Below are 25,620 nucleotides of genomic sequence, written 5' to 3'. Positions count from 1 at the left end.
CCCCATCCGCATATCGCACACCACACGGATACAGCCACTCACCCACGCCCATCAGGGACTTCGCAAGAATTCACCCCGACGAGCTGAAGTCAGTATCGCAGAGCTGCACGACCGGGGCATCCCGGTCGTGCAGCTCGACTCCGGTGACTTTCCCGCATCGTTGTCGGTGGACGCCGAGATCACCCGACAAGGCCTCCGGGGCCGCCTGCTCACCCCGTCCAGGACAGCCGACCTGGCCGCCGTGCGGGCCCTGTACTACCGCCGCCCGACCGGCTTCGCCTTCCCGCACCTGAGCGAGCAGGACGCCCGGTTCGCCGTCACCCAGGCCCGCTACGGCCTCGGGGGCGTACTGGCGTCCCTGCCCGGCTGCCTCTACGTCAACCACCCCCACCGGGCCGCCGACGCCGAGTTCAAGCCGTCCGGCCTGGCCGCGGCCGTGGACGCCGGGTTCGACGTCCCGGACACCCTGATCACGTCGTGCGCCGACTCCGCCCGCGCCTTCGTCGAGAGCCGCTCCTCGGTGGTCTACAAGCCGCTGTCGAACCCCGTCTACCGGATCGACGGCGTCTCCTGCGCCGTACGGATCGCCGAGGTCGCGGCCGACGGCATCGACGACCGCGTGGCCGGCACCGTGCACCTGTTCCAGGAACGCGTACGGAAGGCGGCGGACATCCGGGTCACCGTGATCGGCCCGCACGTGTTCTGCGTCCGCATCGACTCCGATCTCCTGGACTGGCGCACCGACTACAGCCGGCTGCGGTACACGGCCGTCCAGGCACCGTCGGGGATCGAGCCGGCGCTCTACCGGTACCTGGACCGCTTCGGCCTCGTTTTCGGCGCCTTCGACTTCTGCCTGGGCACCGACGGGCGATGGTGGTTCATGGAGTGCAACCCCTCCGGCCAGTGGTACTGGCTGGAGACCGAAACGGGCCTGCCGATGCGCGCAGCCCTGGCCGACCTGCTGGAGAGGAACCCGTGAGCGAAGGACAACACCGGCAGCTCATCGAGATGCTGGCCGCGAGCGGCGCCGTGCGGACGGACGCCTGGAAGCGTGCCGCCGGGGCCGTACCCCGCCACGAGTTCCTGCGCGGCGGGTTCTTCCGCCCCGTGCCCGGTGCCACGCCCTCCGCGTGGGCCCCGGTGCGGGAGGGCGAGGACGGCTGGCTCGACGGCTGCTACACGGACGACTCGCTCGTCACGCAGATCGCGGGCACCATCCGGCCGGAAGACGTCCGCGGCGAGATCATGCGCGAGCCGTCCAGCTCCAGCACCCGGCCCTCCCTGGTGCTCCGGATGCTGGAGGACCTCGACGTCACCGACGGCTCCCGCGTGCTGGAGATCGGCACCGGCACCGGCTACTGCACCGCGCTCCTGTGCGCGCGCCTGGGCGAGGAGTCCGTCACCTCGGTCGAGTACGACGACGAGGTGGCCGCGCGGGCCGCCGGGGCCCTGGGCCGGCTCGGGATGCACCCCACCCTCGTCACCGGGGACGGGCTCCTCGGCCACTCTGAGAGAGCGCCGTACGACCGCATCGTCGCGACGTGCGGTGTGCGCGCGGTCCCCGGGGCGTGGGTCACGCAGACGAGGCCGGGCGGGCTGATCCTGGCCACCGTCGGCGGCTGGCTCGGCTCGTCGGAACTCGCGCGGCTGACCGTTAACGACGACGGCACGGCGTCCGGACGGTTCCTGGGCGGCGGCGTCAGCTTCATGCTGGCCCGCCCGCATCTGCCCCCGCCGCTCGGTCTGCTGCCGGACCTGACCGCGGGCAAAGAGCGCGAGACCGCCGTCGGCGCGGACGTCCTCAACGACTGGACTGCCCGCTTCGTCGTACAGCTGGCGGTCCCCCGCGCGCAGCATCTGACCCTGCAGCAGAACGGGCGCACGGAGCACGTCCTCGTCGACACCGAATCCGGGGCCTGGGCGTCCGTGTACGAGGACGACAGCCGATGGACCGTCCGCCACAACGGCCCAGAGCCCCTGTGGGACGCCGTGGAGACGGCCGTCCTGCACTGGAACAACGACGGCCAGCCCCCACTCACCCAGTTCACCGTCACCGTCACACCGGACGGCCAGACCATCGACTGGTAACCCCGTCTGCCCCGCCCACCCCACTCCCCCACGGGCGAACGGGCGGGGCTTCCACACCGGAAGCCCTGACACGCCGCGCCGTGCACGCCTCCGCGCGCTCCTTCACCCACGCCGGATCCAGCGACAGCGTGACTTGAAGATCCTCAGCCGGAGTAATTAATGACGATCTTGGAGCCGGTTCCTGCTCAGCCGCCGTGATCGTCAGAACGGCAGAACGAAGTCGCGATCGTCAACCGACCGGTTCACGACAGGCACGGCGGCAGGCCAGACACCAGGAATTGCTTGGGTTGCGCGCTGAAGATCGGTTTCCGTCCTACCCGTAACCACCAGCTCCGCCGCTGCCCGCTCCCCCGCTGGACGGCGCCTCGGGCCCGAGGGCACGGTGCCGTCGACGGCATCACGTCGGGCGATCACGGCGCCGGAGCCGACCGCCCGCACACGGACTGACGACGCGTCAGGCGCGGCGCTCGGTGGAGACGATCAGGCAGACCCCTGCGACCACCACCGCGCCGCCCAGAGCGATGGGCCAGGTCACCGTTTCGCCGAGGATGATCGCGCCGAGAACGACCGCCACGACCGGGTTCACATAGGCGTAGGTCGCTGTCAGTGAGAGTGGAGCGCTGTGGAGCAGCCAGACATAGGCCGTGAACGCGACCAGCGAGCCGAAGACGATCAGATACACCAGGGCGATCCAGGAGCGGGTCGAGAAGGCGCTGAGGTCCAGTCCGCGCTGCTCGCCCCGTGTCGCGGCGAGCACGGCACAGCCAAGACCGCCTGCGACCATCTCGTAGGCGCTGGCGACGAAAGGGTTCTTCGGCATCGGCAGCCGCGAGGAGGAGAACGAACCGACCGACCACAGCACAGTGGCCGCCATCACGGTCAGCACCCCGGAGATACGCACGTCGCCGCTGAGTCCCGGCAGTGTCAGCACGGCGAGTCCGGCGAGTCCGAGCAGGACACCGCCGTAGGCCCCGCGTCCCGGCCGGTCGCCGACGGCTGTGCGAAGCACCACCATCCACGCCGGGACGACAGCGATGAGCAGGGCCGCGAGTCCGGAAGGCACCGTCCTCTCGGCGAAGACGACGAGCCCGTTGCCGCCGACCAGCAGGAGCAGGCCGACCAGCGCGGCGCAGCCGAGCTCTCGGCGTGTCACCCGCAGCACGGAGGGGCCGTGCCGGACAGCCAGGAAGGCGGCGAGGAGCAGCCCGGCGACGACGAACCGGGCGGCGGCGGAGAGGAAGGGCGGCATGGTCTCCACCACGACCTTGATGCCGAGGTATGTGGAGCCCCACACCACGTAGACGATGACGAGGGCCGCCCAGACCGCTGCGCCGAAGCGGCGCCGGGCGGGCCGACCCGCCCCGTGCGCGGAATCGCTGACGGCCCCGGCGCCGCCCGGGGAGAAGGGCTCGTCGGCGTCTCGCGGAGCCGTGCGATCTGCGGGATTGCTGTGGGAAGCCGTCATGCCAGGACCCTATGAGAGGGTCGGCCGGTGGGCCACACCAATTGCGGTCGGTGACAGCGGGTCCCCTCCGGGCTGCTCGACAGACGCCACGCGGGGCGCGGACCCCTTCCCGGTGCCGTGCGACCGACCGGCGCCGACGCAGCCGGGTGTGTCATCCGATCCGTTGTCACGAGCGGGCCGGCCGAACCGAAGGCGACCTGCCCAGCGGGCAGTTCGGGCCTGTGCCGGTGGTCTGGTGGGTGCCGTGCGGACGGCTCACGGAACCGGGCTGGAACTGCGTGACACGGTGCCGCGGGTGGTGAGCGTGGGAGAACCGCCCATGAACAGTTTCCGCGGCGCGCCGCTGCCGTCGGCGGGTACGGCGAAGACGTGGGGTGCTCCGGCGTCCGGTTTGGCGTAGGCGGGCACGCGGGCGCGGGCGCGGGCGCGGATCAGCAAAGCGCAGAACCTCCTTCAGCGTCTGGCCGGACACACGATGGCCCGGCCCATCGCCGACATCCGATAGAACCTCCCGGTGCCGGAAGCCCCCAACCACCCTCCGACGACGGGCATGACCGGGCGCCTCTGATCGGCCTCACGGACACGATGCCGACCACTAAGCTCGACACCGGCCCCAGTCGACGTACAGAGTCTCCGTCAGACCCGGTGCGCTCCTGTCAGAAGTGATTGAGCAGCGCGTTCCACGTCTGAGGGCCGATCTGCCCGTCGACCACGATGCGCGCCTCCTCCTGGAAGGCCCTGGTGGCGGCGGCTGTCTGCGGTCCGAAGATGCCGTCGATCGGTCCGGGGTCGTGACCGTGGGCGGCGAGGAGTCCTTGGGCGTTCTTGACGTCCTGCCCTTGTGCGCCCTCTTCGAGCGTCGGGCTCGGGGAGGACGGCCGGTCCAGGTGTACCTTCCCCCAGACCGCCGGCCGGCCGTCGATCTGGGACAGCACGCAGAACCACAGCGTGGTGAACTCGCCCCGCTGGATGGCGAGAAGGTCACCTGCCTGGCCGGTGTCCGGGGGAACGGTGGTCTGCCGGGAGGGAGTCAGGCGGATCTGTGCCGCCCGGGTCGACGAGAACTCCCCGCCGTGCCCGTTGGTGCTGGCACCGGAGACCCCGGCTCCCTCCGAGCTCACGCCCGAGACCCCGGCGCCGCTGCCGCTCTCGCCCAGCACCCCGATGGCCGAACCGCCGTGCTTCGCGCTGTCGCCCGTAGGCAGTGTGTCGAACCGGAAATCGATACGGCTCTGACCCACCACGCCGGGCGCGCGGCTCATTGAGATCCCGAACACTCCCCCGGTGTCCCCGCGTCGACCGAAGCCGAGGACTCCGGCAAGGTTCCGCCCTCTGCCCAACACCCCGTACTTGCTGCCCTCGCCTGCCACTCCGATCAGGTTCGGTTCGGCTTCCCTGTCCGACTCCTCGCCCGGGGCCAGGCTCTCTCCATAGACACCACAGAACGTCCCGACAACGTTGACCCCATACACGGTGTCCGTCGACTTCGTGGAAAACCCCGCGCGAGGGAATCCAGCACCCGTGAAAGACGGTCCCACCGCCGTGAATTGATCATCGTGTGGCATGGCACTCACCCTTGGCTGACGCTGATTCGGATGGTCCCTCCCGTCACTTCTAGCCTCCTCCGCTGCCGTTCCGCTGCAACCCAGGAGACCTGCGATGGCGCATCGAACGCGGGAAGCGCATCATCGGATGTAACGCACCCAAGCCGCTCCCGCCTTGGTCGGAGAAACCGCGTCTCCGTGCCGCGGGGTCGTTGCCAGGAGACGCCCCCGTCTGCCGAGGACGCCGTCGGGGAGGAGCGTTCGAAGCAAGGTAGCCGGAAGTCCCGCTTCGACGGATCCGAGGCGACTGTCCACGAGAGGCGCGCCGGGAGCCGCAAACAGGCGGAGCAGGGCGCGCAACGGCTGGAATGGGGCGGAACTGGGGTCCGGGCGGCCCGGAGCGAGCCGGCCCTGCCCGGTCAGCTGCAATCCCTCCGACCGGGCCCGCTCCACCGGCATCGCCACCAACTGCTCGTCGGACCCGAATGCGGGCGGCCCGGACCGGGCACTCCCGGCAGGCTCCACGGTCTCCAACTGCGAGACCGGCGAGCCGGTCGACGTGCTCGACGACCGCGAGGCGGACACCACAGCTGCCTGGCTCCGCGACCACCCCGGCATCGAGATCATCTGCCGCGACCGTGCCGGCGCCTACGCCTCGGCGGCCCAAGCCGCTGCACCGGACGCGGTCCAGGTCGCTGACCGCTTTCATGTCTGGAAGAACCTGTGCGAGAACGTCGAGAAGGGCGTGGCCTCTCACCGCTCCTGCCTGGTCTCCTCAGCCGGAGAGCCCGAGCCCGCCCCGGACCCGGCCACCGACATGGTGCTGCCCGAGGGTGCCCGGGCAGCAGCGGTGCGCCAGAGATACGTCGACGTCCACGCCCTGTGGGACAAGGGAGTCGGCATCGGGCGGATCGCCGACCGGCTCGGCCTGGACCGCAAGACAGTACGCCGCTACGCCCACGCGGACACAGTGGAGCACATGCTCATCACCCCGCGCCTCGGCGGCCGGGCCCTGGTCCGCTACGTCGCCTATCTCAACCAGCGGTGGAGCGAAGGCTGTACCGACAGCGGGCGCCTGTTCCGCGAACTCCAGCAACTCGGCTACACAGGCAGTTCCCGATCAGTCCGCCGCTGGCTGGAACCCCTGCGCACCCTTGACGGTCCGCCGGGCCGGCTCCCTGAGGCGCCCACCGTCCGCCAGGTCGCCACCTGGCTCACGCGCCACCCCGACAGCCTCCGCAGCGACGAGAGTCTCGGGCTCAAGCGCGTCCTGGACCACTGTCCCGAACTCGCCGACACCGCCGCACACGTCCGCGAGTTCTCCAAGATCATGGACCGGCTGGACGGCGCCCGGCGACTGCCCGGCTGGATCGACCGAGCCGAAGACGCCGCACTTCCGATGATCCGCAGCTTCGCCCGCAACCTCCGCAACGACCTGCCCGCCGTCATCCAGAGCTTCAGCACCCCCTGGAACTCAGGGATCGTCGAGGGCAGAGTTACGGACATCAAGGCGATCAAGCGCCAGATGGCAGGCCGCGTCGGCTTCCGGCTGCTACGGAAGCGCACCCTGCTCGTGGCCTCCAGCCGACGACCACCGAGAGTCACCAACACGACAACCTCATGATTGGCTTCACGGAAATCTTGGCAGCGCCGCTTGTCATGGCCGCCGTCACCGCGCTTCCGATGATCCGCAGCTTCGCCCCGAAGAGTTTCCGGTCGACCAGGACGAGACGTTCCACAACGGGCTCGACTTCCATGGGCTCGGCAGCTACCTGGCGAACGGATTCACCGGTCCGGCCGTGATGCCGTACCTCGCCTGACTCGCCCACCGTCCGCGTACCGATCCGCGGGCTCGTCCAGCCGGACAACGGCCTTGATCGAGTGATCGGAGTGGGTTGGTGGGTGCGGACGGCGGGAGGAAGCCGCGTCCGCAAGCAGCCTCGACGAGGCGAACAGAGAAGAACGCCTCACGCAGCCTCGCGAGCAGGCCGGCGACGGCATCACGGTCCTTGACGCTTGTCGCGACGACTGCCACGTCCAGGTCCAGGCCAAGCGGCCGCCACCACATCTGAGGTCGACCTCATCGACTCTGTGTGGGCGGCTTGTGTCGCGTTTCCTTCGACCGTCAGGGACGGGTATGTGTGTGCTTCCGTACACACGCGTCGGTGCGGAGGCTGATTGGCCATCGCGTGCGTACCCACCATTCCAGGACGGCGACGAGGGCGGCGCCCATGGAGCCGACGAGGCCGATGACGGCGCGGCGTTCGGCTTCCCGCCGCTCCACCTCTTCATGCCGCAGCAGGGACCATCCCTGTGCCCGACCAGCGGAAGACATCCGTCGCCATCTCAAGAGTGACGGTCGGATGACGCCGCGTTGACACCATCGTTGTACCTTCGAACCGCAAGAACGACTCGGTCAAGTCGGCGCCTGTCGCTCGCAAACGGCTCTCCGGAACCTCCCTGAGCGTGTCGGCGGATGACGTATCGGGTTGGGTGAGGCGATAATCGTGAGTCACGATTTGCGTAGGCCACTCGGTCCGCCGGACGAACCGGAGCCGTTCATCGGTCGGGACCGGGATATCGCCAGTCTGGGCACGTATCTGTCGGACGAGCGCCAACCGAATCCTCGGATACTCGTCCTGCACGGCGCTCCCGGAGTGGGCAAGTCGGCGCTTGCGGCCCGCCTGGCCCGTGACTGCGGAGCACAGCGCGGACTGCCGGTGTGCTGGATGCCGATGCTGCCGAATCGCCGCTTTCACGATGACCCTGAGGTACCTCACCTGCGGGTTCTCGGCCAGCTGGGCGCGGAGCGAAGGCTCTTGTTTCATTCTCCGGATTCATCCAGTGACCAGTGGCGCTACGGCCCCTATACGGCGCCTGTGGGCCTTCCAGATCTGGTGCACACCCAGATGGTCCGTTCCCCGGCGGTGGTGGTCTTCGACGATGTGTCGGGCCGCTCCGAGGCAGATCTGCTCCTCCAGGGATTCGAAGGTTCTGGCGCCGTGGTGATCTTCACCAGCGACTCCGACCAGTGGGCTGGCGGGCTGAGATCGGACGAGTCGGCGCGCATCTACCAAGTGCGGCCGCTGGACGACGCACACGCCGCACTGCTTCTCGGGAAGGTTGACTCTCCGGGACCTTACGCCCAGAATCTGCCTCTTTTCCTACGAATCGTTGCAGCGGACCATCCGCCGGCCAGCATAAGCGGGCCCGGGGAACTGGTGGCCAGAGCACTGCGGCGGCTCGGATCCCGGGCTGAGGAATTGCTGTTTCGGCTGGCCCGCTCGGATCTCCGTGAGTTCGACGAAGAGATGGTGCGTACGGTGCTCCTCTCCCCACCTTACGACGAGCGGCCCTCCAAGTTGATCGAGACTTTGTGTGCATCGGGGCTAGCGCAACGAGTAAGAGGGGCAAGGTTCCAGGTACATCCTGCAGTGCAGGCGCTGCTGGACCCGGACAGCCTCCGTACCCTGTCACACCGATGGCGCCGCCTGCACGACGTCGCGCTTGACCGGCTTGAGGCCGCCCTGGACGGCACTGGTCCCCCGGTGCACGGCGAAATGATCGACGACTGTCTGAAACTGATCCAGCAAATGATCCGGGTTCCGAGCGTCGGCGACATCCCTCTGTCTGGCACGCTGGCACGCTACCTGGCAGAGCAGGGCGATCCGCACCGGCTCTTCGCGCTGCGCGCGATCGTTGCCCATCACGCACTGCCGGACACGGCGGGCTCGCTGGTGGTGCCGATGGCAGTATCAGCTCGGCATGTGGGCCAGCTGGACCAAGCGGACCACCTGCTTCGCATGGTGAACCCGCATGAAGCCGCCGCCGAACTCGCGTTGGTTCTGCGCGACTCTGGCCGACTACGCGAAGCGATTGCCGCCCTGGACCAGGAACGCCCGGATGGATCCCCGGTCGAGGAGGATCCTTCGAGGCTGCTGGCTCGCGGGGCAGTGCGCTGCGACCAAGGGTGGTCTGAGGAGGCGGAAAAGTACCTGGCCCGGGCCGCGTTCGGCTACGAGGAACGTAAGTCATACCGCGACCTGGCCTGGGCCCGGTTGGAGCAGGGCCGGTGCCAGCTGCTGCTCGGCCACCTGCAGAGTGCCGAGCGACTGTTCGACGCTGCTGGGGAGAGGTTCAGGAATCTGGAGGACGCGCGTGGCCTGGCGTGGGTGGCCACCGAGTCCGGACGCCGGCACATGCTCTTGGGGACTGACGACGCGCCCGCTTTGTTGGACGAAGCTTGGAAAATGCACCAGGCCACCGAGGACGCGAGGGGAGCGTCCTGGACGAGTCTCTACCAACTGCTATCCACAAAGCCAACGCATGGTATAGAGCTACGTGCCCGGATACTGCCCTTGTACCTGCCGTACCTGCCCCCGTTCGACGAGCTTCGAACCGGTGACTGGCAATTGGAAGCCTGGGCGCGACACTTCGCGGTTGTTCTGGGCGCTGCGCTGCTGCCGAGTAGGGACCTGCTGACCTCCGCATCCTTCTTCAAGAGATTGGACTGCCGTCGCGGCCAGGCCTGGTCATTGTTGGCATCGGGGCTGCGTACTCTCGCGACCAGTCCCGACGAGGCGATACCCCAGGCTATGGAACAGATCGGCGAAGCAAGCCGACTCTTCGAGAGCGTGGGCGACGCCACTGCCCAGGCCTGGCAACAGTACGTACGGTGCCAGCAAGACATTCCCCAGCGTCTAGGTGACGTTCTTACCCCCGCTCGCCCCGCACTGGATCTCCCCTCGTGGTGGCAGCAGCCTTCAGATGACGAGGTCAGCGCGTACGATCTGCCCCTACTGGCCCGTCTGACCATGCTGCCCGTCACCGTGCTCGGCCAGAGCGCTGACGAGCCCGCCGGGGCCTCCGACGCTTGCCGGGTCCGTCTGACGCTCCTCGATGACGCGCCCGCCGTCCACACGGACGCCCACATCCTGCTACGTGTCGAGCCCGGCGCGCGCCACCCCTGGGCGGATCTCGCGAGCGCGCCCTATCTCCAGGCCATCGCCGTGCCGCTCACACGCGGGACGTTGGCGCCGCCCTTGGCACTGTTCCGCGCCTCGGCGCAGGCCAAGCACGGCGCAGAGTTCCAGTTCCGGTCCGAGCGGCCCGGACGGCACAGATTGCGATTCACCATCGTCGACGAGGCGTCAGGCACTGTCCTGCACCAGCTCGAGACGGAGGTCGATCTCACGGACGCGACACCAGACCAGGCCATGAGCATGCCCTGGCCGGACCAGATCGGAAGGTGAGCCGATGCCGACTGAGATGACGTCATGGACCCGCCAGGATCCCAGCCGCGGCTTCCGCGACCTGTACGTCGGTCCGCACCCGGACCTCATCCTGTCACTGGACATCATCTCCGGCGGGCAGGCTATTAGGGCCCGGATGTCCGGGGCGGCCACCTTCGGCCTTTACAGCGCTGGCTACGGTCCGCGCCTGAAAGTGTTGCCAAGCACAGTACGCCTCGAGGCGGCTCGGCTTTGCAAGCTGTGGGACGAGGTCTTCGTCGGCTTCACCCCGTACGACGCCACCGGCAACCTGGGAGAAGGAAGGCTCGAACACCCTTACGCCGACCAGATCGACCTGCGCGCGGAACCGAGGGCGGAGTTCCTGCGGATCCTGCGGGAGCTGGTCCTGATGGGCCAGCACCTGCTCTTCGACACGCTGTTCGGCGAAGAGCAAGACGAGGTGATCACATTCCGCGAAGACCTGGCCCAAATCCTTGCCAAGGACGGTCTGCGTATCCGCTTCGACTCTGAACTGTTCCTGCCCTGGCCGCTGATGTGTTTGCGGCCAGTTGATCTCCCTGAAGTGCGCCAGGACGAGCCGGAGGGACTGTTCGAGCGGTTCCTCGGCCACCGACACCGCATCGACCAGACTGGAGACGCGCATCCCCCCACAGCTGCTCCCACCGAGCTGACCAAGCCACCCGTCGTCAGCCTGAACCACGATCTGACCCTCGACGTGACCGGGCAGCTCACCTGCAAGAACAAAGTCGCCTCCGCCCTCAAAGACGGCACCGCACCCTGTGAGCGCGCCCACCGACACGAATTGCTGGAGGCGCTCGAAAACCCCCGCCTCAACGAACACCTCATGTACTTCTGGTGTCACGGCGCGTTCGAGCCCGCCGGGCCGGAGCCGCCCCATCTGGTGATCCGGCTCACGGACCAGACCGCCATCCACGCCGGAAACCTGCACGCCTGGCGCACCGGCGTTGGCCAAGACACACCCTTCCACCCCTTCGTCATCCTCAACGCCTGCCACGCCTCCGCGAGCGGCGGCGAGACAGACCGGGCCCATCTTGGCGGGGAGTTCATCCGGTCCGGTGCACGGGGGGTGCTGGGCCCACAGATCGGGATGCCTCAGAAGTTCGCCGCCGAGTACGCGCTGCGGTTCGTGCGCCTGTACCTGAATGGCGACGACACAGCGGGGGGAATCGCCCTCACCCTGGCCAGAGACTTCGCTGACAAGCTGCACAATCCGCTGGGCATCGCCTACTCCCTCCACTACGGCATGGACACCCGCTTGAGGCGCGCGCCGGTCACTGCCACGGGGCACGAACAGGAGATGGCCGCATGAGCGTCCCGCCAAAGCCCGCACGACCGGCCCCCGCCCTTTGTGTCATCGATCTAGACAAGACCGGCCGACTACAGATGTCCACACCCCAAGGCCCACGCCCGGTGCCGGCCAGGGCTTGGCGACCCTACTTCGCCGAGGTATCGCGCCCGCCGACCGCCGCCACCGACATCGTCGTCTATGTTCACGGCTGGTTAACCTCCCAGGAATCCGCGCTCACTGCTGCCACCGAACTACTGCGCCTAATGACTGTGCAGTACGAAAAACACTCCCAGCTGTACAGCGCCCTGAGGCGCGCCGCCTTCTCGCCGTGGGGTGTAGTGGTGCGCTGGCCTTCTCGCTCCGCCCCCTCACCAAGCGGCTACCGCCGCATACGCGACCGGGCACACGACATGAGTACGCAAGGGCAGGCGGCCCGCATCATCGGGCAACTGCTGGGATACCTAGACGCTGAGCGCGGAGATCCCCGGGCGCCTAGCTTGATGAAGACCCGAGGCGGACAGTACCTGCACCTGGTGGGCCACTCATTCGGCTGCCGCTTCCTATGCGAGGCGGTGCAGTGGGCAGCCGAGAACCCACGCAACAAAACGCTGGGCTGGAGCGTGCCGGACCGGCCCAACCGGCCGTTCAGTGTCGACTCGATGCTGCTTCTGCAAATGGCGGCGCCACGCAACGCGTTCTCCGACACCTTCACCGCGCTTGGAGGTGCACCGTTGAGGGGACCCATCGTCGCGACCTACTCACAACACGACCGGGCCGCCGGCTTCTGGCATTTGCAGGCCGAGAGGTACGCAGGCATCGGCCACTCAGGGATCGGCACGGCGCCTGCACCCATCTCAGGCGTGCCGATGCACCCCGTGGATGAGGCGTATCCGCTGAACACGCTGGATCACCAGTTCGTCAACGTCGACGCCAGTGAGGTGTTCGTCGGGGGCGGGTTGAGCCTTGGGGGGGCACACAGCGACCACCTCCGGGATGAGACGGCCCACCTCCTGCTGTCCATGGCCGATCACTCCCGTTGACGGGAGTGGAACGACGAGACGACGCAGCGCGAGCCCGAGCGTCCCCCAAAGGAGCCAGCACCTGCTGCTCCTCGCAGCCCTGCATTCCCCGCACGCGCCGCTCTGCAGGCCTGCCGAATCCAGACCCGATGGGCTCTACGGCCTCGGCCACCTCCAGTCCGACAGCTGCACCAGAGGGCCTCGTCAGTAGCCAGAGCCGTGAGGTGCAGGGCCAGGGGATGACGGGTGGACAGTGCCACGGCCCGCGAGTCGGTGCGGACCACGGCGGTGTGCAGCCCGACGTCCCCGACCGGCAACCACATGAAGGCCGCGTCCGCGTGCCCGTCGGTGAGCAGTTCCAGCTCCTGTTTGGGGCTGCGGGCGCCACGCAGCGTCACCCGCAGACCGGGGACCGTCTTCTCCAGGGCATCGGCCACGTCGACGGCGAACAGGGTGGTGGCGGCGGGACAGCAGGCCAGTCGGAGTGTGCCGGTCTGGGCACTGGCCACGGCGCGGACCCGCACCGCTAGGCGGTCGACGTCGTCGACGACGCTCGCGCCCCCGGCGGCGAGCTCCTCCCCGGTCCCCGTTCCGATGATCCGCGACGGCGCCCGCTTGAAGCGCGTCGTCCTGGCCGGGGGGTACTGGAGGGTGCGACGTGAGCCGGGGCAATGAACGCCCGCTGCTGTTCCTGGATGTCGACGGGCCTCTCCTGCCGTTCGGCGACGGCCCGCAGCGCGAGCCGTCAGGAACCGCGGCGGATTCGCACCTGACGCGGCTCGACCTGCGCGTCGGACCTCGCCTCGCAGCCCTGCCGTGCGAGCTGGTCTGGGCCACGACCTGGGAGGAGGAGGCCAACACCTCCATGGCACCGCGGCTCGGCCTGTCGCCCCTTCCGGTGGTGCACTGGCCGGAGACCCTCGACGCGCGCGAACGCGAGGACAGGTGGTTCGGGCTGCACTGGAAGACGCGAACACTGCTGGCATGGGCTGACGGACGCCCGTTCGCCTGGGTCGACGACGAGATCACCGACGCCGACCGTGACTGGGTGTCCACCCACCACCCCGCTCCGGCCCTCCTCCACCGCGTCGAACCGTCCCGCGGCCTCACGTTCGGTGACCTCGCAGTCCTCGACCAATGGCTGCGCGCCACTCGAGGCTCCCCGCAGTGATCCACAGGAACCGACCAACGCTCCGCCCGCTGCCCGGCGGATCAGGCGGACAGCACCACATCCACGAGCCGGCCCGCCGCATCCGGCCGCCCGTGTGTGCGGGGCCCGCCCGTGTGTGCGGGGCCTCCTCCGCCATCCCCGCGCGCAGGGCGGGGTTGGTCAGGAGCGGGCCGAGCGCGCTCTGCAGAGCAGAGGCAGCGGCCTCGCCGAGGAGCGCCCGTGCGGCGCCCGCGTCGGCCAGGTGACGGGCGTTGCGGTCCTGCTCGTTCCCGGCCTCGGCATCCAGCTCGGTGCCCGGTTACGCGCCGAGGTCGGGGACGACCGGGGCCGTTTCGCCGATGCCCGCGGCCTGAAGGCTTACGCCGGCTCCTCGCCCATCACCCGGGCCTCCGGCAAGAAGTCCCGCATCACCCGCCGCTGGGTCGAAAACGACCGCCTCAACCGCACGGGTTACCTCTGGGCCTTTTCCGCCCTCCGGGCTTCGCCCAGGGCTTTGGCCTACTACCCTCGCCGCCACGACGAGCACGGCGACTGGCACGCTGCTGCCCAGCGCAACCCCTTCAAGCGCATGCTTGGGCAGATGTTCCACTGCCTCCACCGACGCGAACTGTGCGATGAGAACACCGCCTTCCCAACCGCCCTGGCCGCTGCCGCTTGACGGCTTGGGGTCGTGAGGTGTCTTCCACTCGCCCTCGGATGCGCACTGATCTGCCAGCGACGCCTGAACTCACGGCCAGTAGCTTCTTGATCGCGGCGTCGTGACGACCTGGTTCGGCCATGTCTTCCGGACCCGGCCAAGTTGCTCGCGCAGGCTGTCCACCCAGCCGTCTCCCGGGTTCAGGACGATACGGACCGAAACGCCGGACTCGGCACTGTCATCCACCGTGACGATGGGGCGGGGTATCGAGAACTGCCTGTCGATCACAATCCCGATTTCGGTCTCGTCCATGACCGGCCAGCGGATGTCCTGCCCGCTGGAGAGCTCGTTCAGGGCCGTTGACCAGTCGTCCATGGCCTCCGGTGACAGGCGCAGCCCAAGGCGCCCGCCGGCGAAGGCACTCGTGATGACGAGTTCGGCGTCAAGGTAGTCGTGGTACGGGGCAGCCCCGGGCCTGTTCCGCCCCAGAATGCGCAGCCGGACGCTGCTGTCCGGATCGATCAGGCAGATCAGGTCCATTCCCACGCCCTCGCTCACGCGCCCTCCCGAAACCCCCAGAGTTCCCGGTCATCATGCACGCGTCGCAAGCCGGCCACGATCGGTACTTCGTCAGGAGTCGTAACCCTCCTCGCCGCCCCCGCATCCCACAGGGCTCCGCGGCCTACCCGTCCCTCCCCGTCCACCGCATGCACGCGCTCTTCGACCGTTGCCTGAACAGCGCCACGACCCCACCGGCGACGGCCGCACGCAGACGCACGACACCGACGTAGCGATCACCGCCAAGGCAACTCCGGCGGCCGTCGGCTGACCCGGCACGCCGGAAGGGCTGCGACTGGTCTGCAAACGTTCTCCGAGAAGCCGTCCGCACCGCGGCCTTGGCCGTCGGGACGCTGTGGCTCTGCCCCGCCTGCCGATGGGAAAACGAACAACCCGGGCGTACCGACTCAAGCGGGCGCGGCTGCTGGCGATGCACTGCTCCGGCCCGGCATCGCACGGTGCCCAGTTCGCGGGCCGGACTCAACGGCAACGGTCACACATGCGGGCGGATCCTGCTCGGCGCGATCACGCGCGTTGCAACGGTCCGGTTCCGCGCTGCGGCCATACCAGTTATCCACGGCTGTCGGCCCGTGCTTCTGGTGTGATCACCCGTGACGGCCGGGTTTGCCCCACCAGGGCAGGATCGGCGGCAGATCGCTCAGGTCGCGTGCCGGCCGCTTCGGCGTCGGGGACTCGCCGTCGTCGCCGTCCCAGCGGCGCGCGTACTGGTCCGGGAGGCTCCCCCAGCCTCAGTAGGGCACCGGGAGGACGGGGATCTCACCGAGTTCGTCGGCGGGGTCGATCCGCCGGTCCGCCACCGTGCACAGATGGGTCCACTCGTCCCCCATGTCGAAGACATAGGCAAACTGCTCACCGGCCTGCAGCCTGCTCAGCCTGGTGGCATGGCCGTCCACGGTAGTGTCCGGGGCCTCGCCGTCCCACCAGTCCAAGGGGCTGACCCGGGTGCCGTCGGACAGGGTGAACAGGTGCAGGTGGGCCAGGTCCCATCGGGCGAAGGCGAGATCGACGGCCGTGGCGAACTGGGCGAAGGAATGCGACCGCGCGGCGGCGAAGACCCGTCCGGGGCGAGGCCACAGGTCCCCATCGTGCCCGGAGACCAGTTCCACCCGGATGGACAGCCACGTACGCGCCATGAACACCACCTTCGCCGTCACGTCCTCAACAAGGGGCGAGGCTACCGAGTGTGACTGCCCGACGGAAACTCGCACGTCCGTGCAGGCCGAGCTTCCGTCGGCGGCCGTCACGACACCGGGAACACCTGCGCGCCGTACAGGAGGCGAGTGCGATCAGTGCGGCGGGGGCGCTGCGGCCGATGTCCCGTCGTTGCCTGCCTGCCGTGTGGCCACCATGTGCAGGTCGGTCACGGACTCACAGTGGGGAAAAGTGCCCAGTCTTGAGGGAAGCCGCTCTCGGCACCGCCGGACCGTCCTCGTCTCCGCCAGTGCCCTGCTCCTGCTGGGCCTCATCCTCACAACGCCGTTCATTCTCCACGCACTTGCCCCTGACAGTCTGGACTGGGGACAGCTGAGCGACGTGAGCCAGACCTACGGTGCGCTGTCCGTCCTGTTCTCAGCGGCCGCACTGGCCGGAGTGGCCGCCTCGCTGTGGTATCAGGCCCGGCAGACACGCATAGCCCAGGAAGCCGCCCGACGCGACGCCCACCGCGAACTGATCATTCTGGCCCTCGGCGGCCCTGCCCTCCTCGCCTGCTGGGAACCCCCGGCCACCCCCATGACGGCCGCCCGCAGAAAACAGATCCTCTTCACCAACCTCATCGTCACCAACTGGGAATCCGACTTCCGGCTCGGAAACCTCGGGCCCGCGGCCCTGCGTGGCATGCTCGACGGCCGCTTCCAGGGCGAGATCGCCCGCGCGCACTGGGAAACCGGCGGCCCAGGCTGGCGCGCCTCGGCCGAACACTCTGCCGACACAAAGAGGCACCAGTTCGTCCGGATAGCCGATGAACGCTACACCCGCGCCGTCGCCCACAGCCCCGCCGTCCCCGCCGCGGACTACTTCGACCCCACCCCCTGACACGCCGCGCCGTGCTGCCTCCGCGCGCTCCTTCGCCCACGCCTGATCCAGCGACAGCGTGACTTGAAGATCCTCAGCCGGAGCAATAGTGACGATCTTGGATCTGGTTCCTGCTCAGCCGCCGTGATCGTCAGAACGGCAGAACGAAGTCGTGATCGTCGACCGACCGGTTCACGACAGGCACGGCGGCAGGCCAGACACCAGGAATTGCTTCGGTTGCGCGCTGAAGATCGGTTTCCGTCCTACCCGTCACCACCAGCTCCGTCCCCTCCGATCCGGGCTCAAGGCAGAGCAACAGACCGGGGGCGGAGAACCATCGAACGGGCGGTCCCATCGGATCGAACCACGCCGGATACGGCGGCAAGGCGACAGGGGAGAACTCCTCCTGCAGGCATGCGACGACCTCAGAGGTTGCCTGACACGCGCGCCCATGAGCCCACCTGGCTGTGACGGCTTCGCTCAGCACGGTTTCCACACAAGCAAGCGACATGCGGTCGAGGAAAGGACTCCGGTTGGAAGACCGCGGCAGACGATCGGAGAAGAGAACGACCGGCGGGTCCTCACGGGACAAGTCGGCCAGTGCCACACCCCAACCAGCACAGCCCTGGTTCTCGCTGCGGAACACAAGAAGCTCGCCCGACGGGTCGAGTAGCAGTTCATCTGGCTCCAGGAACGGGTTCTGCTGAGCCACCAGGTCACGTCGTCGGCCGAAGAGCGCGTACGCCTCCCGGAGTGCGACAGGAAGGCTCAAGCCGAGTCGATCCTCCGCCCGTTGGACGTCCACCGACGTGAGCCCATCAGTGAGCGACAACGGCGTGGACCACGAGGCAGCGAAGTCCCGGATGAACGCCCACGCGTCCACTCGCTCCGGGCAGCCACCAGCCAGTGCCTCAGCTACGTCGAACATGCCAGCCATGCCGCTGACCCTATGCGGTCACCCTTCTCCGCCGGTCGCCCCCTTCATCACGCTGTCCGCGCTGTTTCCCAAGAACGTCGATGCAGAGCACTGCAGCTTCGCCGCAATCCGCAAGTCCCGTAGCAGAACCTACCGAACAGCGCCGTCCTGGGCCCGGAGTGAGCCGAGGCGATGTCGGTGGCTGCGTCTACCGTGGCCTGCATGACCAGTGCGCCGAACTCCCCTTCGTCATACCCGCAACTGCTCACCTGCGAGGAGAAGCTCGCCGACGCGAAAAAGCAGCTCTGCCTCCCCCGTATCGTCGTGATCTGCGGCTCCACCCGCTTCATGACCGAGATGACCGAGGCCGATCTGCGGGAGACCAGAGCCGGAAGAATCGTCGTCAAACCGGCCTATGACATGAAGTCGCCGCACGAACTGTCATCCGATCCTGTCGAGGCCGAGACGCTGAAGGTTCGACTCGGCGATCTGCACCGGGCGAAGATCCGGCTCGCCGATGAGGTACTCGTAGTCGGCGACTACATCGGAGACAGCACCCGAGCCGAAATCGCCTACGCCCGGTCGCTGGGCAAGCCCGTGCGGTTCACTCACCCCGAAGTCAACCCCGTCGCCTGACCGCACGCTGCCACCTCGGCAAGCTCCCGTCCGCCGTCCTCCGGCCGGTCTCGGAGGCGTCTCGTGTACACGGGCCGACTACTCGGTACGTTCGGGCGCATGACGCTGCGTTCGGTGGATCTGCGCAAGGAGCCCGTGGAAGCCGTGCTGGACCGTGTCGAACGGTCCCTCGGGGTGAGCCTGAACCGTGAGACGGTCGTGCGTAAACGCCGGTCCGTCGGGGCGCGAACGGACCGCGGTACATGGGTGCGGATCGAACGGCGCGGACTCGATCGGATCGGGGTCCAGGGAGGAGACGGCACCGCGTCCGCGGAGGCTCTTCACGGGGTCGCGAAACCCGCCTGGCTCACCGGCTTCGCGTGGCGGGACGGGACGGAGGCGGTGATGTGGCGGGCGGACGAGACGGAGTTGCTGCCGTCGGCGCCGGTGAGCAGCGCCGACGCGGCGGAGGATCCACAGCTGCCCGAGGCGTGGTGGAACGCGCTGAGCGCCTCGCTCGATGCTCTGGCCACGCAGCACACCAACCGCATCGCGACGCCGGACACCGAGACGCTCACGCAGGAGCTGGTCACGGGGACGGTCCACAGCGTGTTCCCGGGCGTGGATACGGCTGTGGCCGAATGGCGGCCGGCCCATGCGGATTTCAACTGGGCGAACATCACGGCGCCGGTGTTCAGTGTGTTCGACTGGGAGGACTGGGGCATGGCCCCGCGTGGCCTGGACGCAGCGAGTCTGTGGGGGCCTCCCTCGCGGTGCCGGCTCTGGCCGACCGTGTCCGCGGCGAGCGGCGTGAGGATCTACAGAGCCGGGACGGCATGCTGATGACACTGTTCGTCGCCGCGAAGATCCTCGGCCCCTACGCCGATCCCGAGGACCCCCGCCTGGAACCTGCACGGAAGACGGCGGAGCAGCTGCTGCCAGAACTTCAGACGCGCTGACGGGCTCTGAGGAGCTGCCTGTACTCCCGGACCACGTTGTCGTCGATCTCGTACGCCATTGCCTCGGTCAGTTCCCGCCGGTGGCCGACGTCATCCGTGCCGACCGCGACCGCGTCGACCCGGGGCAGGCCGTAGGAGGACCGGAAGACGGCCTGGATCCTCGTGGGGGACGGAGAGTTGAGCAGGAAGATCCTCGGATCAAAACGATCCCACACCGCATCGGCCGTGCTTGCGCCGAAGGGGCTCATGCCCCACACCTGCGAGGGCCGCCACCACAGGGCCAGAGCCTCCGCCGCTTCGAGGACGTCGGCCCCGACCAGCAGCCGGGCTCGGACCATCAGGACATCGGGGCATGGCACGTCGAAGTCGATGAGGGAGCGCGGCTCCCACGTCGAGACGCCCCGGGAACGGCAGAGCCCTGCCTGTGCGGCAGGGCCGCCGTACCGCGGCGCTGCGGGGACGGGCGGACACATGCCACGTCTGCAGGACCGGTTGCGGGTGCCAGGGCGTGCCCCCTCACCGGTCGCCCCGCGGCACCTTCCGGCAGCCGCCCGCGTGGAGGGCGCCCTGACCCTCTTCAGTCGCCGTACTCGTTGTACGGAACAGGCACCGGCCTGGCCTCAAGGACGTCGATGAACGGGATGACGCCACCGTTGACGGGGTCCCTGGTCCGCTTGTCGGTGTAGGTGCCGGTCACCTCGAACCACGAGTCGGGCTGCAGGACGGGCGGAATGCGCCCGGCCAGGCCGACCTTGACGGGCGATGCGTCGGCGGCGCAGCAGTTGAGGGTCATGCGGGTGAGGAACGGGGCGCCGTCGCTGTCCAGGGCGATGAAGCCGGTGATCTTGACGTGGCGGTCGCCGAGGGAGCGTCCGTGGTCGTAGGCGGCGCGGCCTGCGTAGTCGGCGATGCCGAGCGGGAGAGGGTCGCCGGCGGGAAGGGCGGGATAGCCCAGCGGTTCCTGCAGTGCCGTGCCTGTGTGCATGGCACTGTAGGAGCCCAGCGGGGGTGGGGAGACCAGGATGAGGGCGAACAGGGGCAGCAGCCACAGCCAGGAGATCCGTGGTTCGTGGTGGGCACGGCCGCTGCCGCCCCCGGCTTCGGGCACGCCCTCCCGGGCCGCGCGCGGCCGCCGCAGTTCGTACCAGACGGTGGCCACGGCAGTGGCGATCAGGACGATTCCGGCCGCGAGCAGGAACGGGCGCAGCCCGGCCTTGACGTAGCGCAGGTAGAGATCGCTCAGGCCGGCGCGCAGCACCGCCGCGCCGGTGAGGAACAGGACGGCTGCCTGCGCCTGGCGGTTCACAGCAGCACCGCCCCGACCAGGGCCGACACCGCGACGGCCAGGATGAAGGTCGCGGGTGCGAACCGCAGTGCGAAAGTGCGGCCGAACGTGGCGGCCTGCATGGCGAACAGTTTCAGGTCGATCATCGGACCGACGACGAGGAACGCCAGCCGGGCGGTGAGCGAGAACTGCGACAGGGACGCGGCCACGAACGCGTCGGCCTCGGAGCAGATCGACAACACCACCGCGAGCACCGCCAGGGCGAGGAGCGAGATGACGGGGTTGTCGGCCGCGGCCTGCAGCCAGCCGGCCGGCACCACGGTCCTGAGCGTTGCCGCGGCCATCGCGCCTACGACGAGGAAGCCTCCCGCGTGCATCACGTCATGCCGTACGGAGCTCCAGAACGCCGCCCCCTTTCCATGGCCCTCGAGCGAGGGACGGGTAGGCGGGCGCAGCCAGTCGGCCCGTCCCAGGCGTTGCCACAGCCAGCCCATCGCGCACGCCACGAGCAGACTCGCCACGAACCGGGCGAGGACCATACGCGGGCTGCCGGGAAACGCGACGGCGGTGGCGGTCAGCACGATCGGGTTGACCGCCGGGGCGGACAGCAAGAACGCCAGCGCCGCCGCCGGAGGCACGCCCCGGCGCACCAGCGCCCCGGCCACCGGCACGGACGCACACTCGCAGCCCGGCAGGACCGCCCCGGCCATCCCGGCCACCGGCACCGCCAACGCGGGCCGCCCCGGGAGCACGCGGGCGAAGAACGACGACGGGACGAACACCGCGATGACCGCCGACAGCGCCACCCCGAACACGAGAAAGGGCAGAGCCTGGACCACCACCGCGACGAACACGGTCATCCAGCTCTGCATCACCGGCGCGGACAACGCCCGGCGGACCGGGCCCTGCAGCATGAACAGCACGACCAGCAGCATCGTCAGCACGAGGGACGAGCTGGACCGTCCACCCCGCGCGTCCTCCGCCTCACGGCCGTCAACGCACCCCGAGGCCGTTTTGGTGGTCACGGGTGGGACACCTCCGGGCTACATGGACCAGATCCTCTCCTCAATACGCTCCTTTCGACACAGCTACTCACTCGCGCGCATGTTTCCTGCCCCCACGCCTCGCAGGCCCGGCATGTCGACCGCCAGGGCCTGCGACTACTGAGGAGAAGCCCTCGCGGCCGAGCTGAGCGCCCGCACCGACAGCGGCGAGCCGATGACGGCGACACAGCTCGCCGAGCAGTAGGCCACCGAGGCGATCGACCGCGACGGCTGCGACCGCGGCCTGGCGGCACAGCTCAGCCGACAGTTCGGTGGACCGCAGAGGTCCTGGGAGTACGTCGTGCGCAGCGCCCTCGCACACCCCTTCACAGCCGCGCCGCCCTGCGCGAGCGCGGCGACATCCGGGGCCTTGCCGCATCCCTCGCCAGCGGACACGGAGCAAGCCCCGACGTCTGGTCCCGCGCGGTGAAAGCCGCCCGCCCCGGCTCACCGAGCCCGCCACCTGAGCACCCCCGCACAGCATGCACCCCCGATGCCCGGCTACCAGGTCCGCGACACCGCCACCGGCCGGCTCGACGACGAACTCGAACGCGACCTCGCCGCCAACGGCGAACGCATCGGACGCATCCGCCCACCCCTCGACATCGAACAGGTCACCGACAGCGCGACACAGACCCTGATGGTGTCCCGTGGGGTGGTGTAGCCGATCTTGGCGGGGATGTGCGCCTCTTGTGAGCCGTTGGGTGCGTCGGCTGCCTGCATCTGGCCTTCGCTGGACCGACTGAGCACCTCGAAGCAGCAGCCGAGGAAGGAACCACGTCTGCCACGCCGGTGTCCCAAGTCGGCAGTTAGACACACGGCGCGATGCAGGGAGATGTCAGATCTTCCTGGTCCACTCGGGCTACGGCCCTTGTTGTGATGCTCTGGCCCCGAATCCTGTCCGCCGGATAGTGTGATCGCCGGGGCGAAGTTGGCTAACTCCGGTGAACACCACTGATGTTGAATGCCGACGCCAAGGGAGAGCTCATGGCTGGTTGGTGGCGAAAGAAGTCCCCGCTAGAGAAGGACGTGCCGGTAACGGGCGAGCCGGAGTTCTCGGCCGGGTTGGCGCGCGGGACGCTGCCTGCGCATATCGACGGACCTGGCGGGCGGCGGGCGGTGACGCTCGCCGTGCACGATGACGGCGTGGTGCTGACCGACGGTGATGAGCGCCGCGCCTACCAGTGGTCGGAGGTCGCCCACGTGTGGCACGCCAACGACATGGACGGCGAAGCGGCCGACGGTTTGATGATCACGAAGTGGCTGCATGAACTGCTGCTGGAGTTCACCGACGGCACGGTCGTGGGCTCACTGCTGGCCGACCCGCCCGTCGTCACGCCGGAGCCCGCCTTCCGCATTGGCCGGTTGTCGTCCTCGCCGCCCTCTAGCATCGCGCCGCTGATGCAGCGCGTCAACGCTCCGGTGACCGAACTGCATCTCGCCAGGGCGAAGGCGACACTCGCGGCCGGCGGCCAAGTGAATTTCGGCCCACTGATCGCCACGGCGGACGGGCTGCACCATGACGGCAAGAAGATCCCCTGGCACACCATCACCTCATGCCACTACAGCGTCGTCATCTTCTCCGAGGACGAGAAGGAACTGGGCGCGATGCTCCGCATGGAGTACGAGGTCGACGGCGGCGCGTACGGATTCCCGTTCGCCTGGCTGCGGATACCAGCGCTCGACGTCCCGGACCTGGATGTCCTGGTGCGGCTCGCCGAAGAAAACCGCACCTGAACAGCAGTGGCCCCCGCCACGATCGGCTACACCACTTCACGGACACCATCCAGACCCTCGGACACCACGTCCTCCTCCTCGGCGCCGGGAGCGGGACATCGGGGTCGGCGTCCACTACCCGCCCAACCACACCCAGCCCGCGTTCGCCGCCCGGCACCGCTGCCTGCCGACCACCGAGCAGGTGGGCGAGGAGATCCTCAGCCTGCCGTTCCACCCGCACCTCACCGACACGGACATCGACCTCGTGGGGACCTCGCTCGAACAGTCCCTCAATGCCGCCGGAGGATCATGATGCGCAAGATCCTGACCGTGTGCCTGGGGAACTACTGCCGGAGCCCGTTCGCCCAGGTCGCGCTCACCCGCAGGTACGGGGCCGCGGTGACGGTCCGTTCTGCCGGGCTGATCGGCAAATGGCAGGACCAGCCCGCCCATCCGTCCATGATCAACGCGGCGCGGCGGCTCGGGCTCGACCTCACCCACCACCGCGGACGGCAGATCACCGTAGGGGATCTGGACTGGGCGGACGACGTCCTGGCGATGGACACCGCGGTCCTCGACACGCTCCGCGCCATCGACGGCGGCCACACCACGCACAAGCTCCGCCTCTACCTGCCCGGCCGCGACATTCCCGATCCGACGGGCCAGGGCGAGGACACCTTCAAGGAGTGCGCCATGCTGATCGAGGCGGGCACCGCCCTGCACACCGCAGGGCGCCGCCAGCCTTCCGGCTGATCAGGCGGATGCGGCGGACAGCACCACGTCCACGAGCCGGTCCGCCGCATCCGGCCGCCCGTACGTCCGAGCCCGCTGCGCCATCTCCGCGCGCAGGGCGGGGTCGGCCAGGAGCGGGCCGAGCGCGCTGCGCAGGGCCGGGCCGGTGACGTCGCCGAGCAGCGCCAGCGCGGCGCCCGCGTCGGCCAGGTGACGGGCGTTGTGGGCCTGCTCGTTCCCCGCCGACGTGGCGAGCGGGACGAACACCGCGGGCTTGCCGAGCGCGGTCAGCTCCGCCAGCGTCCCGGCGCCGCTGCGCGCCACGACGACGTCGGCGAGCGCCAGCACGTCGGGGAGTTCCGGGCCGAGGAACCCGGTCAGGTGGTAGCGGCCGGCGAGGACCGGGTCCAGCCCGGCGGCGGCCGACCGCAGTTCGTCCACGTTCGCCGCACCGCACTGATGGACCACGTTCGCCTGCGCCAGCAGCCAGGGCAGCACGTCACGGACCACCTGGTTGATCTGCTGGGCGCCCTGGGCGCCGCGGGTGAAGCGCCGCAGCACCTGCTCAACCTTCGGCGGGTCCCGGGCCGAAGCGCGGTGGCGACAGCGAACCACCGAGCCCAGGCCACCCGTGCCGGGGCGTCGTCCGGCCCGTAGGCGGATGCCGCCGATGGGTCACTCGTCAGGCGCGGACTGCAGCAGGGGCAGCAGGCCGTCGCCGGGCCACAACGGGCATCCCACCTCCACGCGTGCCAGATGCCTGCCGACCTCGACCAGGACCTCCACGCGGTCCGCGGGCCCGTATGTGCTCTGCCGCCCGCCTTCCGGGCCGACGGTGCGCACCTGGCTGTGCGGGCCCGCGCACAGCAGGGCGCGGGCGATGTCCGGCAGGCACAGACTCACGGCATCGCACGCGCGTTCCTGCACGAGGCGGAGCAGGTCCGCGGTGACGGTCTCCCAGTCGCCGACCTGGCGCCATCGGGCGCCGCCGTCGAGTTCGTGGGTGAGCGTGGCCAGCGGCACGATCTCCCCCACCCGGCGGCCCCGGACGAGTCGGTTGTGGATGCGGGCGCCGTCGGGCTGCCGCAGCCGGGGGTGCAGCAGAGAGGCGGCGGCCACGACGGTGGTGTTGATCTCCCAGGAGCCGGGACCCGGGTAGTAGGGCTCGTGGGCGAAGAGCAGATACACCGGCCGGACGGGCTTCTGACTGGCGTTCTGTGACATGAGCACTTCCTCCTTCGTGGGCGAAACGGAGCGGCGCCGCGATCACCGGTTGC

The 25,620-nt window shown here is 69.0% G+C and carries 24 protein-coding genes and 3 pseudogenes; 15 read left to right on the top strand and 12 right to left on the bottom strand.

Annotation, left to right across the window (positions count from 1 at the left end):
- The first annotated feature begins 28 nt into the window (after nucleotides 1–28).
- The gene (tgmB, locus tag ACFYR0_RS35305; RefSeq protein ID WP_389337643.1) at nucleotides 29–979 is read left to right on the top strand and encodes an ATP-grasp ribosomal peptide maturase; all 951 of its coding nucleotides are present in this window, start codon (nucleotides 29–31) and stop codon (nucleotides 977–979) included.
- Complete coding sequence (gene tgmC / locus ACFYR0_RS35300) at nucleotides 976–2,088, top strand: ATP-grasp peptide maturase system methyltransferase (RefSeq protein WP_389337637.1); 1,113 nt, start codon at nucleotides 976–978, stop codon at nucleotides 2,086–2,088. Before tgmB ends, tgmC begins: the two co-directional genes overlap by 4 nt.
- 454 nt (nucleotides 2,089–2,542) lie before the next feature.
- Here the strand turns inward: tgmC and ACFYR0_RS35295 are convergent, their stop codons facing one another.
- The 3 genes from ACFYR0_RS35295 to ACFYR0_RS35285 form a co-directional block, all read right to left on the bottom strand.
- Nucleotides 2,543–3,553 (bottom strand): EamA family transporter, encoded by a 1,011-nt coding sequence (locus tag ACFYR0_RS35295; RefSeq protein WP_389337634.1) that lies wholly within the window; start codon nucleotides 3,551–3,553, stop codon nucleotides 2,543–2,545.
- A gap of 255 nt (nucleotides 3,554–3,808) precedes the next feature.
- On the bottom strand, nucleotides 3,809–3,991 hold the full coding sequence (locus ACFYR0_RS35290) for a hypothetical protein (protein WP_389337631.1): 183 nt from the start codon (nucleotides 3,989–3,991) through the stop codon (nucleotides 3,809–3,811).
- A gap of 218 nt (nucleotides 3,992–4,209) precedes the next feature.
- Nucleotides 4,210–4,815: a peptidoglycan-binding protein gene (locus ACFYR0_RS35285; protein WP_389337629.1), complete on the bottom strand. Its 606-nt coding sequence runs from the start codon at nucleotides 4,813–4,815 to the stop codon at nucleotides 4,210–4,212.
- An 841-nt stretch (nucleotides 4,816–5,656) separates the two neighbouring features.
- Here ACFYR0_RS35285 and ACFYR0_RS35280 point away from each other — a divergent pair.
- The 4 genes from ACFYR0_RS35280 (at nucleotide 5,657) to ACFYR0_RS35265 (ending at nucleotide 12,698) form a co-directional block, all read left to right on the top strand.
- Complete coding sequence (locus ACFYR0_RS35280) at nucleotides 5,657–6,721, top strand: transposase (RefSeq protein ID WP_389337627.1); 1,065 nt, start codon at nucleotides 5,657–5,659, stop codon at nucleotides 6,719–6,721.
- An 883-nt stretch (nucleotides 6,722–7,604) separates the two neighbouring features.
- On the top strand, nucleotides 7,605–10,349 hold the full coding sequence (locus ACFYR0_RS35275) for an AAA family ATPase (protein WP_389337625.1): 2,745 nt from the start codon (nucleotides 7,605–7,607) through the stop codon (nucleotides 10,347–10,349).
- 4 nt (nucleotides 10,350–10,353) lie between these two features.
- Nucleotides 10,354–11,679 carry a hypothetical protein gene (locus ACFYR0_RS35270; protein ID WP_389337622.1) on the top strand — a complete coding sequence of 442 codons (1,326 nt, stop codon included), beginning with the start codon at nucleotides 10,354–10,356 and terminating at the stop codon, nucleotides 11,677–11,679.
- A 479-nt stretch (nucleotides 11,680–12,158) separates the two neighbouring features.
- Complete coding sequence (locus tag ACFYR0_RS35265; RefSeq protein WP_389337619.1) at nucleotides 12,159–12,698, top strand: hypothetical protein; 540 nt, start codon at nucleotides 12,159–12,161, stop codon at nucleotides 12,696–12,698.
- On the opposite strand, the gene ACFYR0_RS35260 is transcribed toward ACFYR0_RS35265, so the two are convergent.
- The gene (locus ACFYR0_RS35260) at nucleotides 12,686–13,186 is read right to left on the bottom strand and encodes a LysR substrate-binding domain-containing protein (RefSeq protein ID WP_389337616.1); all 501 of its coding nucleotides are present in this window, start codon (nucleotides 13,184–13,186) and stop codon (nucleotides 12,686–12,688) included. The two genes, ACFYR0_RS35265 and ACFYR0_RS35260, sit on opposite strands and share 13 nt — an antisense overlap.
- Before the next feature lie 149 nt (nucleotides 13,187–13,335).
- Between ACFYR0_RS35260 and ACFYR0_RS35255 the strand changes: the two genes are divergently transcribed.
- Both ACFYR0_RS35255 and ACFYR0_RS35250 read left to right on the top strand, forming a co-directional pair.
- Nucleotides 13,336–13,848 (top strand): HAD domain-containing protein, encoded by a 513-nt coding sequence (locus ACFYR0_RS35255; RefSeq protein ID WP_389337613.1) that lies wholly within the window; start codon nucleotides 13,336–13,338, stop codon nucleotides 13,846–13,848.
- Between the two features lie 256 nt (nucleotides 13,849–14,104).
- Nucleotides 14,105–14,506: pseudogene (locus ACFYR0_RS35250) on the top strand (IS110 family transposase); the annotation flags it as partial.
- Between the two features lie 69 nt (nucleotides 14,507–14,575).
- Here ACFYR0_RS35250 and ACFYR0_RS35245 read toward each other — a convergent pair.
- Both ACFYR0_RS35245 and ACFYR0_RS35240 read right to left on the bottom strand, forming a co-directional pair.
- Nucleotides 14,576–15,043 carry a DUF5959 family protein gene (locus ACFYR0_RS35245; RefSeq protein ID WP_389337610.1) on the bottom strand — a complete coding sequence of 156 codons (468 nt, stop codon included), beginning with the start codon at nucleotides 15,041–15,043 and terminating at the stop codon, nucleotides 14,576–14,578.
- Between the two features lie 749 nt (nucleotides 15,044–15,792).
- Nucleotides 15,793–16,197 (bottom strand): hypothetical protein, encoded by a 405-nt coding sequence (locus ACFYR0_RS35240; RefSeq protein ID WP_389337607.1) that lies wholly within the window; start codon nucleotides 16,195–16,197, stop codon nucleotides 15,793–15,795.
- 400 nt (nucleotides 16,198–16,597) lie between these two features.
- Here ACFYR0_RS35240 and ACFYR0_RS35235 point away from each other — a divergent pair, with 400 nt between their 5' ends.
- Nucleotides 16,598–17,098 (top strand): DUF6082 family protein, encoded by a 501-nt coding sequence (locus ACFYR0_RS35235; RefSeq protein WP_389337604.1) that lies wholly within the window; start codon nucleotides 16,598–16,600, stop codon nucleotides 17,096–17,098.
- Nucleotides 17,099–17,228: 130 nt separating this feature from the next.
- Here the strand turns inward: ACFYR0_RS35235 and ACFYR0_RS35230 are convergent, their stop codons facing one another.
- Nucleotides 17,229–18,014 carry an SMI1/KNR4 family protein gene (locus tag ACFYR0_RS35230; RefSeq protein ID WP_389337601.1) on the bottom strand — a complete coding sequence of 262 codons (786 nt, stop codon included), beginning with the start codon at nucleotides 18,012–18,014 and terminating at the stop codon, nucleotides 17,229–17,231.
- A 201-nt stretch (nucleotides 18,015–18,215) separates the two neighbouring features.
- On the opposite strand from ACFYR0_RS35230, the gene ACFYR0_RS35225 reads away from it, so the two are divergent.
- A complete protein-coding gene (locus ACFYR0_RS35225; RefSeq protein WP_389337599.1) occupies nucleotides 18,216–18,629 on the top strand; it encodes a hypothetical protein in 414 nt (137 codons plus the stop codon).
- Between the two features lie 99 nt (nucleotides 18,630–18,728).
- A pseudogene (locus ACFYR0_RS35220) lies at nucleotides 18,729–19,567 on the top strand (hypothetical protein).
- Here ACFYR0_RS35220 and ACFYR0_RS35215 read toward each other — a convergent pair.
- From ACFYR0_RS35215 to ACFYR0_RS35205, 3 genes are all read right to left on the bottom strand, one after another.
- Nucleotides 19,555–19,905, bottom strand: coding sequence for a hypothetical protein (locus tag ACFYR0_RS35215; protein WP_389337597.1), 351 nt, complete (start codon nucleotides 19,903–19,905; stop codon nucleotides 19,555–19,557). The pseudogene ACFYR0_RS35220 and the gene ACFYR0_RS35215 overlap by 13 nt on opposite strands.
- 239 nt (nucleotides 19,906–20,144) lie before the next feature.
- Nucleotides 20,145–20,873 carry a TIGR03943 family putative permease subunit gene (locus ACFYR0_RS35210; protein WP_389337594.1) on the bottom strand — a complete coding sequence of 243 codons (729 nt, stop codon included), beginning with the start codon at nucleotides 20,871–20,873 and terminating at the stop codon, nucleotides 20,145–20,147.
- Complete coding sequence (locus ACFYR0_RS35205) at nucleotides 20,870–21,877, bottom strand: permease (protein WP_389337591.1); 1,008 nt, start codon at nucleotides 21,875–21,877, stop codon at nucleotides 20,870–20,872. Before ACFYR0_RS35205 ends, ACFYR0_RS35210 begins: the two co-directional genes overlap by 4 nt.
- 511 nt (nucleotides 21,878–22,388) lie before the next feature.
- Between ACFYR0_RS35205 and ACFYR0_RS35200 the strand changes: the two genes are divergently transcribed.
- From ACFYR0_RS35200 to ACFYR0_RS35185, 4 genes are all read left to right on the top strand, one after another.
- Nucleotides 22,389–22,559 carry a hypothetical protein gene (locus tag ACFYR0_RS35200; RefSeq protein ID WP_389337588.1) on the top strand — a complete coding sequence of 57 codons (171 nt, stop codon included), beginning with the start codon at nucleotides 22,389–22,391 and terminating at the stop codon, nucleotides 22,557–22,559.
- Nucleotides 22,560–22,852: 293 nt separating this feature from the next.
- Nucleotides 22,853–23,632, top strand: a complete 780-nt coding sequence (locus ACFYR0_RS35195) for a hypothetical protein (RefSeq protein WP_389337585.1) — start codon at nucleotides 22,853–22,855, stop codon at nucleotides 23,630–23,632.
- Complete coding sequence (locus ACFYR0_RS35190) at nucleotides 23,595–23,924, top strand: DegT/DnrJ/EryC1/StrS family aminotransferase (protein WP_389337582.1); 330 nt, start codon at nucleotides 23,595–23,597, stop codon at nucleotides 23,922–23,924. Before ACFYR0_RS35195 ends, ACFYR0_RS35190 begins: the two co-directional genes overlap by 38 nt.
- On the top strand, nucleotides 23,921–24,364 hold the full coding sequence (locus ACFYR0_RS35185) for a low molecular weight phosphotyrosine protein phosphatase (RefSeq protein WP_389337579.1): 444 nt from the start codon (nucleotides 23,921–23,923) through the stop codon (nucleotides 24,362–24,364). Before ACFYR0_RS35190 ends, ACFYR0_RS35185 begins: the two co-directional genes overlap by 4 nt.
- Here ACFYR0_RS35185 and ACFYR0_RS35180 read toward each other — a convergent pair.
- Both ACFYR0_RS35180 and ACFYR0_RS35175 read right to left on the bottom strand, forming a co-directional pair.
- Nucleotides 24,365–24,889 (bottom strand): annotated as a pseudogene (locus tag ACFYR0_RS35180) (glycosyltransferase); the annotation flags it as partial.
- Between the two features lie 129 nt (nucleotides 24,890–25,018).
- Nucleotides 25,019–25,567 (bottom strand): hypothetical protein, encoded by a 549-nt coding sequence (locus ACFYR0_RS35175; RefSeq protein ID WP_389337576.1) that lies wholly within the window; start codon nucleotides 25,565–25,567, stop codon nucleotides 25,019–25,021.
- Nucleotides 25,568–25,620: the final 53 nt, after the last annotated feature.

This window comes from Streptomyces sp. NPDC005017, assembly GCF_042873115.1.
Taxonomy (GTDB): domain Bacteria; phylum Actinomycetota; class Actinomycetes; order Streptomycetales; family Streptomycetaceae; genus Streptomyces.
The sequence above is the reverse complement of the archived record's forward strand: the minus strand, read 5'-3'. Positions and strand labels throughout refer to the sequence as shown.

What these genes read in the sequence shown, in the direction of transcription:
- ACFYR0_RS35225 (WP_389337599.1), top strand. Translation starts at nt 18,216, where the DNA reads ATGACCAGTGCGCCGAACTCCCCTTCGTCATACCCGCAACTGCTCACC.
- ACFYR0_RS35240 (WP_389337607.1), bottom strand. Translation starts at nt 16,197, where the DNA reads ATGGCGCGTACGTGGCTGTCCATCCGGGTGGAACTGGTCTCCGGGCAC.
- ACFYR0_RS35265 (WP_389337619.1), top strand. Translation starts at nt 12,159, where the DNA reads ATGAAGACCCGAGGCGGACAGTACCTGCACCTGGTGGGCCACTCATTC.
- ACFYR0_RS35195 (WP_389337585.1), top strand. Translation starts at nt 22,853, where the DNA reads ATGTTGAATGCCGACGCCAAGGGAGAGCTCATGGCTGGTTGGTGGCGA.
- ACFYR0_RS35215 (WP_389337597.1), bottom strand. Translation starts at nt 19,905, where the DNA reads ATGGTCCGAGCCCGGCTGCTGGTCGGGGCCGACGTCCTCGAAGCGGCG.
- ACFYR0_RS35200 (WP_389337588.1), top strand. Translation starts at nt 22,389, where the DNA reads ATGCCCGGCTACCAGGTCCGCGACACCGCCACCGGCCGGCTCGACGAC.
- ACFYR0_RS35190 (WP_389337582.1), top strand. Translation starts at nt 23,595, where the DNA reads ATGTCCTGGTGCGGCTCGCCGAAGAAAACCGCACCTGAACAGCAGTGG.
- ACFYR0_RS35270 (WP_389337622.1), top strand. Translation starts at nt 10,354, where the DNA reads ATGCCGACTGAGATGACGTCATGGACCCGCCAGGATCCCAGCCGCGGC.
- ACFYR0_RS35175 (WP_389337576.1), bottom strand. Translation starts at nt 25,567, where the DNA reads ATGTCACAGAACGCCAGTCAGAAGCCCGTCCGGCCGGTGTATCTGCTC.
- ACFYR0_RS35295 (WP_389337634.1), bottom strand. Translation starts at nt 3,553, where the DNA reads ATGACGGCTTCCCACAGCAATCCCGCAGATCGCACGGCTCCGCGAGAC.
- ACFYR0_RS35185 (WP_389337579.1), top strand. Translation starts at nt 23,921, where the DNA reads ATGATGCGCAAGATCCTGACCGTGTGCCTGGGGAACTACTGCCGGAGC.
- ACFYR0_RS35285 (WP_389337629.1), bottom strand. Translation starts at nt 4,815, where the DNA reads ATGAGCCGCGCGCCCGGCGTGGTGGGTCAGAGCCGTATCGATTTCCGG.
- ACFYR0_RS35230 (WP_389337601.1), bottom strand. Translation starts at nt 18,014, where the DNA reads ATGGCTGGCATGTTCGACGTAGCTGAGGCACTGGCTGGTGGCTGCCCG.